This is a genomic window from Vibrio sp. VB16 (genome assembly GCF_015594925.2).
Classification (GTDB): domain Bacteria; phylum Pseudomonadota; class Gammaproteobacteria; order Enterobacterales; family Vibrionaceae; genus Vibrio.
Window position 1 is genome coordinate 2,908,534 of the sequence record NZ_CP087590.1, and the last position, 14,804, is coordinate 2,923,337.

A 14,804-nucleotide genomic window follows, 5' to 3' on the forward strand; every position below is an offset into this window, starting at 1 on the left:
AACCCTATGAAATTCTAAAGTTTTTATTGAGAACAATAACTCATCGAACCTAAAAGAACCTTTACTCTAAAAAATAGAAAACCAAACTATGAGGAATTCACAAATAACAACAATAAGCTTAAATTACAATTACTTACAATGACAAATGTCCTTATAAATAATTTAAACCAACAGCCTTTTACTATATTTGCCCATCACGAGATTTATGTTATGGCTGTCTCATATACGGGACACCTAACCACACTATTTGAGAACTACATCACAATTAAAGAAAATGTTCTATTTCTCAAAATCGAGACAATTATTCCCCTACATTATTGAACTAAGATCACTAATAATTCCTTGTATTTAAAATGTAGCTCATAGGATTGGTCTGTCAATTTTCTACTTATAGAAAAAATCGGTTATTTTTTCTATTTGATATAATTATCAGAAATGGAATTAACCTCATAAAATTGGACGTGGTCATTATTAACAAGAAGCATTCAAATAGAGCTTATATATTTCTTCTCCACTATGGTCGCATATACGACCATAGTGATATTCAAACGCTCGTTTAAAAACTACCAATATGTTGCTAGTATGTTACAATAAAGTAATAAAATACTAACAATGGAACGGGTAATCATGAGTCGACCAATACATGCAGAAGTAGAACTTAACCAAGAAGTGGCCTCGCAATCTTGTTCATTGCCACCACCCAATGAGCTGCTGCTTAAATGGGCGGACTCTCGACCCCAAGAGGTTTATCTTAAACAGATTATTGACCGTCAGTTCGTTACCTATACCTATTCTCAGGTTGCACAGATGGCCCTAAAATTAGTTACCGCCCTGAGAGATAAAGGACTACAGCCCGGCGATAAGATTGCGTTGATATCTAAAAACTGCGCGGAATGGTTTATCACCGACCTAGCATTGATGATGGGTGACTTTGTTAGTGTCCCTATTTTCCCTACCGCAGGTGCAGACACCATTGATTACTGTATTAATCACAGCGAAAGTAAAGCAGCCATCATTGGCAAGCTAGATAACGCCGCTGCTGTTGAATCCGTAATAAATGCTCATCCTGAGCTTTTAACGATATCTTTGCCTTACGACACGGCACCAAAATGTGACCTCGAATTTAATGCCATGATAGAAGCTTCACGGCCAACGGACGAACGTCCTCAGCACTTCGACGACAAACTAATGTCATTGGTTTATACCTCAGGTACATCTGGAACACCGAAGGGTGCAATGCTCACTTATGGCGCCTTTAGTTGGTCAGCTGAGCGCCTAGTTGAGATCCTTGGTGTTCAAAAAGATGATCGTGCATTCTCTTATTTGCCGTTGGCGCATATTACAGAACGTGTATATATCTTTGGTTCGTCTATCGTTGGTGGTGTTCAGGTTGCCTTTCCTGAATCGTTGGACACATTTATTGACGACGTCAAAATGCAGAGGCCCACATTGTTTATTTCTGTACCTCGTCTATGGGCTCTCTTTCAACAACGTATCCAAGACAAAATGCCTCAAAAGAAGCTCAACTTTCTGCTAAAAATACCATTTGTGAATTCAATCGTTAAAAAGAAAATTATTGAAGGATTAGGACTTGATCAAAGCCGAGTCTTAGGTTGTGGTTCTGCACCCGTATCACCGGCACTTCTCAATTGGTATCACAGTGTGGGCATAAATATCACCGAAGCGTGGGGGATGACGGAGTCGTTTGCTTACAGCACACTCAACTACCCTTTCAGATCTGAAAAAATAGGGACAGTAGGTAATGGCGGCCCAGGTATAGAACTTAAGATAGCCGCCGACGAAGAAATCATGGTCCGTAGTAAAGGTATGTTCTCTGGATATTATAAGAATGAACAAGCAACCAAAGCTTCCTTCGATGATGATGGTTGGCTGCATACCGGTGATATTGGGTCGTTAGATGACGAAGGTTATCTCTCCATACAAGGGCGTAAAAAAGATACATTTAAGACGGCAAAAGGCAAATTTGTCGCGCCTGTACCTATTGAGAAAAAACTCTATGAATACAGCCGGGTAGAAATGATGTGTTTAATAGGTCTAGGTATGCCTGCACCCATTCTTTTAGCTGTCCCTCATCAGTTCCCTAACTTTGACAAAGAGCGCTATCAGAGGCGAGCAGAACGCGTTATTAAACGCATGAACCAGGATTTAGAATCTCATGAAAAAATTAAGGGGGTTTTGATGGTAAAAGAACCGTGGAGTATCGAAAATGATATTTTGACTCCAACCTTAAAGATTAAGCGGCATATTCTAGAGAAAAAATATCACGACGTTGGCGCTAACTGGCCAAAAGATAAAGTGGTTATTTGGGAAGAGTAATCCGCGTTTTAACTTTATAGCATATATAAAACCGACTTCTCTAGCCTAAGTCCATAATATGAAGACCAACTACCTTTCGGTATAGGTCTTCAGAAGCTTAATTTCGCTTACTTACCGCTGCGATAGACCACTTTAAATCGTTCGCAAACAAGCTCCATATCTTCTGACCATTTAATGCTTAACTCATTACACACCGACTTAAAAAAATTGGTATGAGTGAAATGCCATCCCCGATAGCTTCTATCCCCTTCACCTTCGGCGAATGCAAAGTTTTCTGAAACTTGATTGAATGGTATTTGCTTTATAGACGTTGTTTCTATGATACAGACAGGAACTTGATCCCAATTCAGCACGATCATCAACTGACCAACTTGAGGAAGCGCTTCACCTTCGAGCTTGTAAGCAGCCTTCAAGCTACAGGTTGCTGTTTTAACGCCTTCCAACACAAGACGAGCACACTCATTTGCATTCCATTCATCACCACAAAAATACTCAGCAATGACTGGGATACTGCCTGTACATTGATCCTGTGGCAGTGTCTGAAAATATTGTTCTAAGTAAGATTGATGTTCTGCATTCATATTGGCTAACCTTATTTTTTTACAGATTATCTATCATCAGTAGATATAACGTATAATAACGGCAAAACTATCTGTAGGCACATTATGACTCAACTCAATAACCCACTTCATGGGGTTAAACTTGAAAAACTACTCACGGATCTCGTCGAACATTATGGCTGGGAGGAATTAAGCAATATGGTCAACATCAATTGCTTTAAGAAAGATCCAAGCATCAAATCGAGCTTAAAATTTTTGCGTAAAACGGAATGGGCGAGAACGAAAGTTGAAAGCCTATGGCTTAATATGCAATAAAATAACCCACCACTAATTGTGGCATTAACAAATTTCATCCAATAAAAAACCCGAAAGCATACACTTTCGGGTTTTTTTAACTCAGAATAAAGAAGTTATTTCTTCTCTTTTCTTTCTCTTTCTTTGTCTTCTTTAACTTTAGCAATTACTGCTTCAGCAACGCTGTTCGGACACGGAGAGTAGTTAGCAAATTCCATTGAGAATTGACCACGACCAGAAGTCATTGTACGTAGGTGACCGATATAGCCAAACATTTCTGAAAGAGGAACGTCTGCTTTAATACGAGCACCAGTAAGACCAGCTTGCTGATCTTTGATCATGCCACGACGACGGTTAAGGTCACCGATAACATCACCAACGTGATCGTCTGGCGTAAATACGTCAACGTTCATGATTGGCTCAAGAAGTTGCGCACCAGCTTTAGGCATAGACTGACGGAATGCACCTTTCGCTGCGATTTCAAATGCGATTGCAGATGAATCGACTGCGTGGAAACCACCATCGAATAGCTCAACTTCAACGTCTAGCGTTGGGAAACCAGCAAGAACACCGTTTTCCATCATGCCGCCAAAGCCTTTCTCGATTGCAGGCCAGAATTCTTTAGGTACGTTACCACCAACAACAACTGATTTAAACGAGAAACCTGAACCTGGTTCACCTGGTTTGATACGGTAGTCGATTTTACCAAACTGACCAGAACCACCAGACTGCTTCTTATGCGTGTAGCTATCTTCAATTGCTTGAGTAATAGTTTCACGGTAAGCAACTTGAGGAGCACCAACTGTTAGGTCAACACCGTAAGTACGCTTAAGAATGTCTACCTTAATGTCTAGGTGAAGTTCACCCATACCTTTAAGGATAGTTTCGCCAGTCTCTTCATCTGTTTCAACTTGGAATGAAGGATCTTCCGCAACCATTTTACCAATTGCGATACCCATCTTCTCAGAACCACCTTTATCTTTCGGTGATACAGCAATCGAGATTACTGGCGTTGGGAAAACCATTGGTTCAAGCGTTACTTGATGCTTAGGATCACAAAGAGTGTGACCAGTCTGCACATTCTTCATACCAACGATAGCTATGATATCACCAGCTTGAGCGCTAGTAAGTTCATTACGGTCATCGGCTTGCATCTCAACCATACGGCCAACACGCTCTGTTTTACCAGTGAATGAGTTCATAATGGTGTCACCCTTGTTCAATTTACCTGAGTAAATACGAACGAAAGTTAGGGCACCAAAGCGGTCATCCATTATTTTAAATGCAAGTGCTTTAAATGTTTCGTCTGGAGAAACGATAGCGTACTCGCCATTTTCTTCGCCTTCGTCATCCATAAGAGGTTGAGGATCAACTTCAGTTGGAGCAGGCAGGTAGTCAACAACAGCGTCAAGAACGATTTGAACGCCCTTGTTCTTAAATGCTGAACCACAGAATGTTGGGAAGAATGCTAGATCACGAGTACCTTTACGGATACAACGCTTAAGGTCTTCAACAGAAGGCTCTTCACCTTCCATGTACGCTTCCATTAGATCATCGTCTTGCTCTACAGCAGTTTCGATTAGCTCTTCACGGTACGTTTCAACGTCATCAACCATATCAGCTGGAACGTCCAGAATTTCGTAGTTTTCAGGAAGACCAGTGTCATCCCAAACGTAGGCTTTACGAGTTAATAGGTCTACAACACCAACGAAATCATCTTCGCGGCCGATAGGTAGAACCATAACAAGTGGCGTCGCGCCTAGAACTTTCTTAACTTGATCAACAACGCTAAAGAAATCTGCACCCATACGGTCCAGTTTGTTCACGAAGATCAAACGAGATACTTCAGATTCGTTAGCATAACGCCAGTTAGTTTCTGATTGTGGTTCAACACCACCAGAACCACAGAATACACCAACACCGCCGTCGAGTACTTTAAGTGAACGGTAAACTTCTACTGTAAAGTCAACGTGTCCAGGAGTATCGATAACATTTAAACGGTGATCTTTCCAGAAACAGCTCACTGCTGCTGACTGAATGGTAATACCACGCTCAGCTTCCTGATCCATGAAATCAGTTGTAGATTCGCCATCATGAACTTCACCAGTCTTATGAATTTGACCAGTCAGTTTAAGGATACGTTCAGTTGTAGTAGTTTTACCCGCATCAACGTGCGCGAAAATACCAATATTTCTGTATTTTGATAAATCAGTCATTGTCTTACTCTGTTAATAAGGTATAAAAATGCGCGCAGAGTATACCACAATCTCTCGAGACTGATACCCTAACGTGCGTTGATTCTATAAAAAAGTGGCTTATCTTACCACGTAGATTTAATTGTAGTTAGACATTATTTGTCATCAAGTAGAGAATTTATTATTAAGACATTCATAGACTACTTTTAAAGAGATCTCATTAACCGATTAGACCTCATCAAAAGCATCAATTGCCTCCGATAACTTTCTAACGCCATGTATTTCCATTCCGGCTATTCCCCCTTTAGGCATATTGGCCGATGGGATAATCGCCTTTTTGAATCCGTGCTTAAAAGCTTCCATCAATCTCTCTTGGCCGCTAGGCACTGGGCGTATTTCACCCGCGAGCCCCACTTCACCGAAGACGACGACATCCTTAGGTAACGGCCTGTCTCGAAAACTGGACAGTAGCGACATTATTAGCGCTAGATCTGCACCTGTTTCTGTCACCTTTACGCCACCGACAACATTAACAAACACATCTTGATCTGCCATCTGCAAGCCACCATGTTTATGGAGCACCGCAAGCAATAACGATAAACGGTTTTGATCTAAACCAACGGCCACTCTTCGTGGATTGGCTTGCTGTGAATAATCAACTAGCGCCTGTATCTCAACGAGAAGCGGACGCGTCCCTTCCCAAACCACCATCACAGAACTACCGGATGTCTCTTCTTCTCCACGAGAAAGAAAGATAGCCGAAGGATTGCTGACTTCTCTGAGCCCCTGTTCGGTCATTGCAAAGACACCGAGTTCATTGATAGCACCGAATCGGTTTTTGTTGCTCCTCAGTGTTCGGAAGCGACTATCTGAACCACCATCAAATAGTACTGAGCAATCTATTATATGCTCCAGCACCTTCGGCCCCGCGAGAGTCCCATCTTTGGTAACATGACCAACCATAAACACAGCCACATTATTTTGTTTTGCATATCGAGTAAGCGTCGTTGCAGACTCTCGTACCTGAGCAACACTGCCGGGTGAAGATTGGACATCTGAAACATGCATAACTTGAATCGAGTCTATCACCATAATGCGAGGCTGCTCTTTCTCCGCAATCTGGACAATTTTATCTACATTTGTCTCAGAGAGCATTTTTAGATGCTCTTTCGGTAGCCCTAACCTAGACGCTCGCATGGCAACTTGTTGGAGAGATTCTTCTCCTGTCACATAAAGCGCAGGCATCTGAGAGGAAAGCATACACATAGTTTGCAAAAGCAAAGTAGATTTACCAGCACCCGGATTACCTCCGATCAAAATAGCCGCTCCTGGCACTATTCCGCCGCCTAAAACCCGATCTAATTCTTTGAATCCACTAGTAAAACGAGGCACTTCTTGTAGGTCAATCTCGGACAACACTTGAACGGTAGACTCTACAGCGCCAGCATAGCCCACCAACCTTTCATTTCTTGCCACTTGGGGAGACGCCGCGAGACGTATCTCAGTAATAGTGTTCCAAGCCCCACATGCATTACATTGCCCTTGCCATCTAGGATAATCAGCCCCACAATCGTTACAAACGTAAGCTCGTTTAACTTTTGCCATGGATCCTCAATAAATGTTATCTAAATCAATTAATCGAAATATTACGCACATTTGAATCGAAACGAAATATTAAAGTAAATCGTTAATAAGCCGATATATACTCAATAAACCTAACTGAGCTCACTCTACCAGAAAAAATGCAACAATCTGAAATACTCTCTTTAGTAGAAAGATTAATTCCTGTTTATGGCTCTCCTGACTTCAATATAGTGTTAGAGCAGCTAACGTATGGTGAACCTGCGTCAGCAAAAGTGATTGCAAAAATGGAATTAAATCGACTGATGAACCCATGCACTAGGTCTATAGACTTGAGAGGGAGGGTTCAGGGTGAGTGTAGAGAATACAAATTAGATGGCCGAACACATTGGTTAGATGACGTTGCGATCAACTCATATCATAAAAAAATAAAACGATTTGGTAGCTATACCGAAGGGGTATACGAAGCAATGGTCAACACGAGAAATAATTTTCGTGTTATGCACCAAAATACAACATCTAATTCTAGTTCGGGTTTGACCAACCCAGAAAGCCCGTTTGAAGTCGAACCTATCACACTAGGTTTGGTTCTGAACAGACAAGAAAAACGGCTAAAAATGTCTACACAAGTAGATATTACATTGAAAAATGGTCAAAAGATTCATGCCTCCAGCGTTGATTTATCCAATTCAGGTGTAAAGCTCAAAGTGCCAAGTGCGTTCGACTATAACCTTGGCGAAATGGTTGAAATGCATTTTTTTCAGTTAGAGAAACAGAGCAAAATTAATGAATTAGGCACATCACTTGATTATCGCGTCATCGGTATAGAAGAGTGCTATGAGAACGATAGCATCCGATGGTTACGTGCAATTAGACTCACCGATACCAATATCATTGGTCGAGCCATCAACGTCATGTTAAACAGCAGCATTAAAAAAGTCAATCATGATAATCAAGATAAAATATTGCAGTCAAGAGCCCATGGTTATGAACACACCTACATCAAGTACACACGTAACCTACCTCTCTTTTTCTCAGGCACAGAGTTAAAATACGCTCTTCTCAATGATTTCAATAAAGAGGTCTGGGATTACTGGCATGACGAACGATATCAACAAACACTAGGTTCTCTATTTGATGCTTCACGAATGAATGAACTGACTAAATTCGGTGCCAAACATTCAAGTAACGTTATCTATACGTTTGTCCATGAACACCAAGATAAAGAGTTGCACTATTCACTGATGCTTCCAGAAGCGACCAGAGCTGAGCGACAACTTTTTTGGCATACAGGCGCACGTAGAAATAGCTGGAAAGTTTATCGCATTCATATGCACGAACTTAGCCCTGAAGAGAAAAGTAGCATAGCCGGTGTATATGCTAAGGCAGGAGAAGATAACATAACCCATTTCGGCCTGTTGCAAGAGATATCAAACGTGGAATCTGTAAGGGACTATCAGCTAACTGAAAAGCCTCCTTTGAATTCAAGCATATTGAATAAATTTAGACATTCTAGAAAAATCGTTGGCAGCCCGAAAGGTGTCTATTACGACGATGTATCTCGCCGAAAGGAGCAACGTTATAAATTTCGCTCCCCTATTGAAATTGCTATCGACAGAAACGTGCCTATTGCGGGAGAAACCATTAATTTTTCATCTCGCGGCCTGTTTGTTTCTTTATCTCAACCTTTGCAGTGTAGGATTGGAACCACGATAAAGGTTAGTCTGAATGAACTGCAGCAGTATGATCAATCAGCACCATTAACACACATCCCCTATACCGTTGTGCGCATTAGCCCAAATGGGTTGAATATTCATTTGTCTCTGGAGGAGAACAGCCTCACAAACCGAGCAATGAATTTCCTAAAAAAACTCATTACCCACAACAAGAATAAGCTACCACTCACTGACGAAGAACGGCCTGAAATCGATCTTCTGCATACTATGTATGACATAGTATTACCCAGATTAGCCAGTACACCATTTTATATATCTAAAAAAGATAGCGTGTTGCAACCCATCGCGATTGGCGTTAATTATCCATTAGAACCGCACTTAAAAATATTAGAAAAACTAGGGCATCAAAAAGATTTCTCTTTAGAGCCTATATTTAAGAACAGAAGTGCAAGACTACTAAAAGACCCTATTCGTCCTGTTCCCGGAGCAAAACCGGTATACCATGACGTTTATATTGCCGTAATCAAGAAGGACGACGAGATAGAAGCTATCTACACCAAGCTTTATGATGAATTTCCGACACTTCAAGAAAGGTTGCGATTTATTAAGAAATCAAAACAACTGGGTGAGTTTTACGTATTACGGATTAATGGTGTACCCGTCGCAAATACATCAACTAAGATTTTAATAAAAAAATTAAATGAACTTGCTTCTTCAAGCATGCATCATGCAAGAGCGCTCGACAAAGAATTCAGCTCAATAGTTGGCTTTGGTGAAATCATAGACATAACGGAAGAAATATTAATCCGATTAGAGCTAACTTAAGCGTCACTAAATCACCCTAAATACGACGATCTAGGGTAATTTTATTCACGCGCTAGCACATCAAAAACTGATCTTCCGATGCTTAGCTAACAGACCCGATAGTATACACATTACCCCACCTAGCCCCGCGTATCTTACCGACGTTTGAGCTTGTTGCTCAACTTTGGGTTTGGCATGGTAGGCAATACCTAAACCGGCTACCTCCATCATTACTAAATCATTTGCGCCATCTCCTACCGCCACAGTATTCTGTTGAGTAACGCCATATTCTTCGGCAAGTTGTTGAAGAATATCAGCCTTAGTCTGCGCGGACACCACTCCTCCAATAACCGCACCGGTAAGCTTCCCATCAATAATTTCAAGCGTATTCGACTGTGCATGATCAAGCTTTAACTCTTGCTTCAAGTAATCTGAAAAGTAAGTAAAACCACCAGAAGCAATGGCCGTCTTCCATCCAAATCCCTGTAGACTACTTATGAGTTCTCTCAAATCTGGCATAAATGGCAGCGTTGTTCTCACTTGACCTAAGATATCTTCGTCAGCACCTTTTAATGCCAATACTCGCTGCCTCAGGCTTTGCTCAAAATCTAACTCACCTTGCATGGCTCTTTCTGTTACTTCTGATACCTGTTCACCAACACCAGCCAATTTTGCGATCTCGTCGATACACTCTATTTGTATCGCAGTTGAATCCATATCAAAAACAATAAGACCTGGTTGAGTTAGGTCTGGCACATCAGATAGAGAGGCGTAGTCAACCTTCAAGGCTTTGAGTACTTTCTCATGTTCATTTGTTAGTTCACCCGACATCAAAGCCACTTCGTAGTGTCCAACGCTCCACACATCCAACACAGAATTATAGGTCTGCGTATGAAAATCAATATCCTCAAAGAGTTGAGGTGAAAGATAAGTCGAAAATACTATCCAGCTTGCATTTTTTCTATCCAATTGGTTTGAAAGTCGGGTTTCAGGTAACCGTTGAATAAGTTCTGTCTGTTTTTTTATCGGTAAAGTTTTCATTGCGTCCATGCCCACTAAATTCACTTAAGCTAAACGTTAACCTATTGCAATTTCAAAAGGCAAGCGCCAATATGTGATTACATTGAAAAACAAAGAATAATGGTCAAAAATGAAACGTTCACTTTTCTCTATAGGTCTATTTCTAAAAAGTATCGCCATTATTTTTCTACTTTTAATATTTGGCTACATCGCACAAAACAGTGTTGTGATAAGTAAAGGCAACGAGCAGATTCAGTCTCGCCAGCTAGAAACGCTAACGAAGGTACTTGTCTCCCAAGCTTCTCTTTCTGCCAGTGATATGATCACAAACAGTGACCAAGAGCGGCTTCTGAAGCTAACGAATCAATTAGCCAGAGAACGACTCGTTTTTGATGCCACTATCTACGATTCAGAAGGTATAAAACTTGCTGCAAGTGAAGATGCAAAATCAACCAGAGAGATATTAGGGTTAGATACGCCATTAGAGACAGCAAGCATCGGTCGTCTACAACTTGTAGAACCTATTTTTCACGATAAGAATCTGATTGGATACGTTCGTATAACGTTCGAGAAAGGGATGGTCACGGCTATTTCAGATCATCATTATCGTAATAGTGATCGCTATATGTATGTCATGATAATAATTAGTTTTTTAAGTGGAATGTTAATTACATTAATCTTGATTAGAAAACCGAAAAATAAGCAGGAAAACCTATTAGTAAAGGAACGAGACTAATCGGTTGGGGAAACGCCAGTTCTTACATGTAACAGACTCTCTACTCCAAAACCGTTAAGCCATTTTTGTTACTACGATTGCATAAAAAAAGCTCTGACTTAAAATCAGAGCTTTTGAGTTTGAAGACTATCGATACTTTAGTCTTTATCACCCAGCAATACTGAATCTAGTGCTATTAGCATCATCTCATTAAACGTGGTAGCACGCTCTTCAGACGTGGTTTGCTCACCGGTCTTAATATGATCCGATACGGTACAAATCGCTAATGCTTTGGCACCATATTCCGCTGCAACGCCATAGATACCTGCGGCTTCCATTTCAACGCCGACGATACCGTACTTGTCCATTACGTCGAACATGCTCGGATCCGGTGTATAAAAAAGTTCAGCTGAGAATAAGTTACCCACTTTCACGTCGATACCACGAGCTTTTGCCGCTTCTTCAGCTGCTTTGACCATTTTATAGTCTGCAATAGCTGCAAAGTCATGGCCTTTGAAACGAATACGGTTAACTTTAGAGTCCGTACTTGCCCCCATACCAATAACAACATCGCGAACCTTGATGTCTTCGCTTACCGCGCCACAACTGCCTACACGAATGATTTTCTTAACACCAAAATCTTTGATTAGCTCAGTAACATAGATAGAACATGATGGGATCCCCATTCCATGGCCCATAACTGAGATCTTACGTCCTTTATATGTACCAGTGTAACCAAACATATTACGAACATCACACACTTGGACAACGTCATCCAAAAATGTTTCCGCAATGTATTTGGCACGCAGTGGATCACCTGGCATTAAAACGACATCAGCAAAAGCACCCATTTCAGCGTTAATATGTGGAGTTGCCATTAATTTATTCCTTTGTAGGTTTTAAATAGCTCCTATCTCTAAGGTTCTTTGCCTTAAGAGAAGCACGTATTGTGCAGGAACTAACAATCATAAACTGTTACTGAGTGACCTGAGGCAACCCAGCAACGCTCTATCACAAAAAGCTTTTTCCGTAATCCATATCAGAGGTACCGAAGTACTCTGCTAGGCTCTGGCCAATGTCCGCAAACGTCTCACGGCGACCTAATGAACCTGCTGGAATCTTTTTACCATATACAAGAACAGGGATATGTTCACGAGTATGGTCACTTCCCGGCCAGGTTGGATCACAACCATGATCAGCAGTCAGAATCAAGACGTCATCTTCCTCAAGAATCTCGATCATCTCTGGCAGTCTCTTATCAAAATATTCTAACGCGGCAGCGTAACCGGCTACATCACGACGATGGCCGTAAGACGAGTCGAAATCAACAAAGTTGGTGAATACAAGAGTATTATCACCGGCTTCTTTAACTTGCTCTAGAGATGCATCAAATAGCTCTTCTAGACCCGTTTTCTTCACTTTCTTCGTGATGCCGCAGCCCGCATAAATATCGGCTATCTTGCCTATCGATACCACTTCTCCACCTTTCTCTTCTACAAGCTTTTGCAGTACAGTCGTGGCTGGTGGCTCTAAAGATAAGTCACGACGGTTTCCCGTACGTGCAAATTCGCCCGCTTTCGCACCAATAAATGGACGAGCAATTACGCGGCCAATATTGTAATCTTCAAGCTCTTCGCGAACGATGTGGCAAAGATCTAACAAGTTATCTAGGCCATATGTCTCTTCATGACACGCGATCTGGAATACTGAATCTGCAGAGGTATAAAAAATCGGCTTACCTGAAGCCATATGCTCTTCACCTAGTTCATCAAGAACAACCGTACCGGATGAATGACAGTTTCCTAGGTAACCGGGTAAATTTGCACGTTTTACAATTTTATCTAAAAGCACATCTGGAAAGCTGTTGGTTTTATCAGAGAAATAACCCCAATCAAATAACACCGGAACACCAGCGATTTCCCAGTGACCAGATGGCGTGTCTTTACCTGAAGACATCTCAGCAGCATGGCCATATGCGCCGATAATCTCAGCATTTTCATCTAAGCCCTCAGGAAAATGGCCTGTTGACTCTTGAGATGCTAGGCCAAGCCCCATCTTAGAAAGATTTGGTAACGTAAGTGGCCCTTTACGGTTTTCGTTGTCAGCCAATCCTTTTGCACAGTGTTCTGCAATGTGTCCAAGAGTATCTGAGCCAACATCGCCAAATTTGTCCGCATCAGCTGTCGCGCCAATACCAAAGGAATCTAAAACTAAAATAATTGATCTTTTCATTTTTGCTCTCCGTCAGAAGAAATAGTCAATGTGGTCACCTGTATAATGGGCAAAATCACACATCTTCCGCGCGTATTTGGCGGTACACATTTGGGGTTGAAATATATGGGTCATTACCTACAACAATGGCGTTCTGTAACGCCGTTGCTGCTTCTTGCCACTGTACTTCATTGCGTGCATGAATGATGGCCAAAGGTTTGTCCTCATTAGCCGTTTCACCTAAACGAATAAAGCTATCAAAACCTACAGCATAGTCGATCGTGTCGGTTGCAACACGACGGCCTCCACCCATACCAACAACGGCCATACCGATTGCTCGAGTATCCATAGCGGATACAACACCACTCTCTTTTGCATAAACAGGTTTGATAATTTCAGCTTTATCAAGATAGTTATCGTAGTTTTCAACAAAATCGATTGGACCACCTAGGCCCGCCACCATTTTACCAAAGCAATGTGCTGCGCTACCGTTATCTAATACGGCTTGTAGCTTATTGCGCGCATCATCTTCATCGGTTGCCAATTTAGCTAATACTAACATTTCAACACATGATGCCATTGTCACTTCAAATAGGCGTGGATTTCTATACTCGCCCGTTAAGAACTGCACTGCTTCGCGAACTTCAACGGCATTTCCTGCGGAAGACGCCAGTACTTGGTTCATATCGGTTAAAATTGCTGTTGTCTTCGTTCCAGCGCCATTAGCAACGGCAACAATTGACCTTGCTAACTCTTCAGATGCTTCATAGGTCGGCATAAATGCGCCCGAACCTACTTTCACATCCATCACTAGAGATTCTAATCCTGCGGCTAGCTTCTTAGAAAGAATAGAAGCCGTAATTAGAGAGATATTGTCAACGGTCGCAGTGATATCACGAGTTGCATACACACGTTTGTCCGCTGGTGCTAAGTCACCTGTTTGACCAATAATGGCAACACCAGCTTCTTTCGTCACTTGGCCAAATACTTCATTGGTTGGCGTTATATTGTAACCAGGTATAGATTCAAGCTTATCTAAAGTACCACCAGTGTGACCAAGGCCTCGACCCGATATCATGGGGACAAAACCGCCACATGCTGCCACCATAGGGCCAAGCATTAGAGAGGTTACGTCACCGACACCACCAGTAGAATGTTTGTCTACTATTGGGCCACCAAAATTCATATGGTCCCAATCGATGACCATGCCAGAATCTCGCATTGCACACGTTAAGGCAATACGTTCAGGCATCGTCATTTCATTAAAAAATATAGCCATTGCAAAAGCGGCTATTTGACCTTCAGATACTGTGTTTTTAGCGACGCCTTGAATGAAAAAATCAATTTCTTCATTGGTTAATACTTCGCCATCGCGCTTTTTACGGATAATTTCTTGTGGTAAATACATTAG

At 41.6% G+C, this 14,804-nt stretch carries 11 protein-coding genes; 4 read left to right on the top strand and 7 right to left on the bottom strand.

Annotated elements, in window-relative coordinates:
- Nucleotides 1-627: 627 nt before the first annotated feature.
- Nucleotides 628-2,337 (top strand): AMP-binding protein, encoded by a 1,710-nt coding sequence (locus IUZ65_RS13270; protein WP_443083713.1) that lies wholly within the window; start codon nucleotides 628-630, stop codon nucleotides 2,335-2,337.
- 107 nt (nucleotides 2,338-2,444) lie between these two features.
- Here the strand turns inward: IUZ65_RS13270 and IUZ65_RS13275 are convergent, their stop codons facing one another.
- Nucleotides 2,445-2,918 (bottom strand): ASCH domain-containing protein, encoded by a 474-nt coding sequence (locus tag IUZ65_RS13275; protein WP_195704172.1) that lies wholly within the window; start codon nucleotides 2,916-2,918, stop codon nucleotides 2,445-2,447.
- Nucleotides 2,919-3,002: 84 nt separating this feature from the next.
- On the opposite strand from IUZ65_RS13275, the gene IUZ65_RS13280 reads away from it, so the two are divergent.
- Nucleotides 3,003-3,212 carry a VF530 family DNA-binding protein gene (locus tag IUZ65_RS13280; RefSeq protein WP_195704173.1) on the top strand — a complete coding sequence of 70 codons (210 nt, stop codon included), beginning with the start codon at nucleotides 3,003-3,005 and terminating at the stop codon, nucleotides 3,210-3,212.
- Nucleotides 3,213-3,307: 95 nt separating this feature from the next.
- Here the strand turns inward: IUZ65_RS13280 and fusA are convergent, their stop codons facing one another.
- Together fusA and radA are read right to left on the bottom strand one after the other, a co-directional pair.
- Complete coding sequence (fusA, locus tag IUZ65_RS13285) at nucleotides 3,308-5,407, bottom strand: elongation factor G (protein ID WP_195704174.1); 2,100 nt, start codon at nucleotides 5,405-5,407, stop codon at nucleotides 3,308-3,310.
- A 207-nt stretch (nucleotides 5,408-5,614) separates the two neighbouring features.
- Nucleotides 5,615-6,991 (bottom strand): DNA repair protein RadA, encoded by a 1,377-nt coding sequence (gene radA, locus IUZ65_RS13290; RefSeq protein WP_195704175.1) that lies wholly within the window; start codon nucleotides 6,989-6,991, stop codon nucleotides 5,615-5,617.
- 137 nt (nucleotides 6,992-7,128) lie between these two features.
- On the opposite strand from radA, the gene IUZ65_RS13295 reads away from it, so the two are divergent.
- On the top strand, nucleotides 7,129-9,468 hold the full coding sequence (locus tag IUZ65_RS13295) for a PilZ domain-containing protein (RefSeq protein ID WP_195704176.1): 2,340 nt from the start codon (nucleotides 7,129-7,131) through the stop codon (nucleotides 9,466-9,468).
- 60 nt (nucleotides 9,469-9,528) lie between these two features.
- Here IUZ65_RS13295 and serB read toward each other — a convergent pair whose 3' ends face one another.
- A complete protein-coding gene (serB, locus tag IUZ65_RS13300) occupies nucleotides 9,529-10,497 on the bottom strand; it encodes a phosphoserine phosphatase (protein ID WP_195704177.1) in 969 nt (322 codons plus the stop codon).
- A gap of 100 nt (nucleotides 10,498-10,597) precedes the next feature.
- Between serB and IUZ65_RS13305 the strand changes: the two genes are divergently transcribed.
- Entirely contained in the window at nucleotides 10,598-11,203 is a 606-nt protein-coding gene (locus IUZ65_RS13305; protein ID WP_195704178.1) for a YtjB family periplasmic protein, read from the top strand.
- Nucleotides 11,204-11,340: 137 nt separating this feature from the next.
- Here the strand turns inward: IUZ65_RS13305 and deoD are convergent, their stop codons facing one another.
- From deoD to deoA, 3 genes are all read right to left on the bottom strand, one after another.
- Entirely contained in the window at nucleotides 11,341-12,060 is a 720-nt protein-coding gene (gene deoD, locus IUZ65_RS13310) for a purine-nucleoside phosphorylase (protein ID WP_195704179.1), read from the bottom strand.
- A gap of 133 nt (nucleotides 12,061-12,193) precedes the next feature.
- Nucleotides 12,194-13,414, bottom strand: a complete 1,221-nt coding sequence (deoB, locus tag IUZ65_RS13315) for a phosphopentomutase (protein ID WP_195704180.1) — start codon at nucleotides 13,412-13,414, stop codon at nucleotides 12,194-12,196.
- A gap of 55 nt (nucleotides 13,415-13,469) precedes the next feature.
- On the bottom strand, nucleotides 13,470-14,801 hold the full coding sequence (deoA, locus tag IUZ65_RS13320) for a thymidine phosphorylase (RefSeq protein ID WP_195704181.1): 1,332 nt from the start codon (nucleotides 14,799-14,801) through the stop codon (nucleotides 13,470-13,472).
- Between the last annotated feature and the right edge of the window lie 3 nt (nucleotides 14,802-14,804).

What these genes read in the sequence shown, in the direction of transcription:
- IUZ65_RS13280 (WP_195704173.1), top strand. Translation starts at nt 3,003, where the DNA reads ATGACTCAACTCAATAACCCACTTCATGGGGTTAAACTTGAAAAACTA.
- deoA (WP_195704181.1), bottom strand. Translation starts at nt 14,801, where the DNA reads ATGTATTTACCACAAGAAATTATCCGTAAAAAGCGCGATGGCGAAGTA.
- deoD (WP_195704179.1), bottom strand. Translation starts at nt 12,060, where the DNA reads ATGGCAACTCCACATATTAACGCTGAAATGGGTGCTTTTGCTGATGTC.
- radA (WP_195704175.1), bottom strand. Translation starts at nt 6,991, where the DNA reads ATGGCAAAAGTTAAACGAGCTTACGTTTGTAACGATTGTGGGGCTGAT.
- IUZ65_RS13275 (WP_195704172.1), bottom strand. Translation starts at nt 2,918, where the DNA reads ATGAATGCAGAACATCAATCTTACTTAGAACAATATTTTCAGACACTG.
- IUZ65_RS13305 (WP_195704178.1), top strand. Translation starts at nt 10,598, where the DNA reads ATGAAACGTTCACTTTTCTCTATAGGTCTATTTCTAAAAAGTATCGCC.
- IUZ65_RS13295 (WP_195704176.1), top strand. Translation starts at nt 7,129, where the DNA reads ATGCAACAATCTGAAATACTCTCTTTAGTAGAAAGATTAATTCCTGTT.
- IUZ65_RS13270 (WP_443083713.1), top strand. Translation starts at nt 628, where the DNA reads ATGAGTCGACCAATACATGCAGAAGTAGAACTTAACCAAGAAGTGGCC.
- fusA (WP_195704174.1), bottom strand. Translation starts at nt 5,407, where the DNA reads ATGACTGATTTATCAAAATACAGAAATATTGGTATTTTCGCGCACGTT.
- deoB (WP_195704180.1), bottom strand. Translation starts at nt 13,414, where the DNA reads ATGAAAAGATCAATTATTTTAGTTTTAGATTCCTTTGGTATTGGCGCG.
- serB (WP_195704177.1), bottom strand. Translation starts at nt 10,497, where the DNA reads ATGGACGCAATGAAAACTTTACCGATAAAAAAACAGACAGAACTTATT.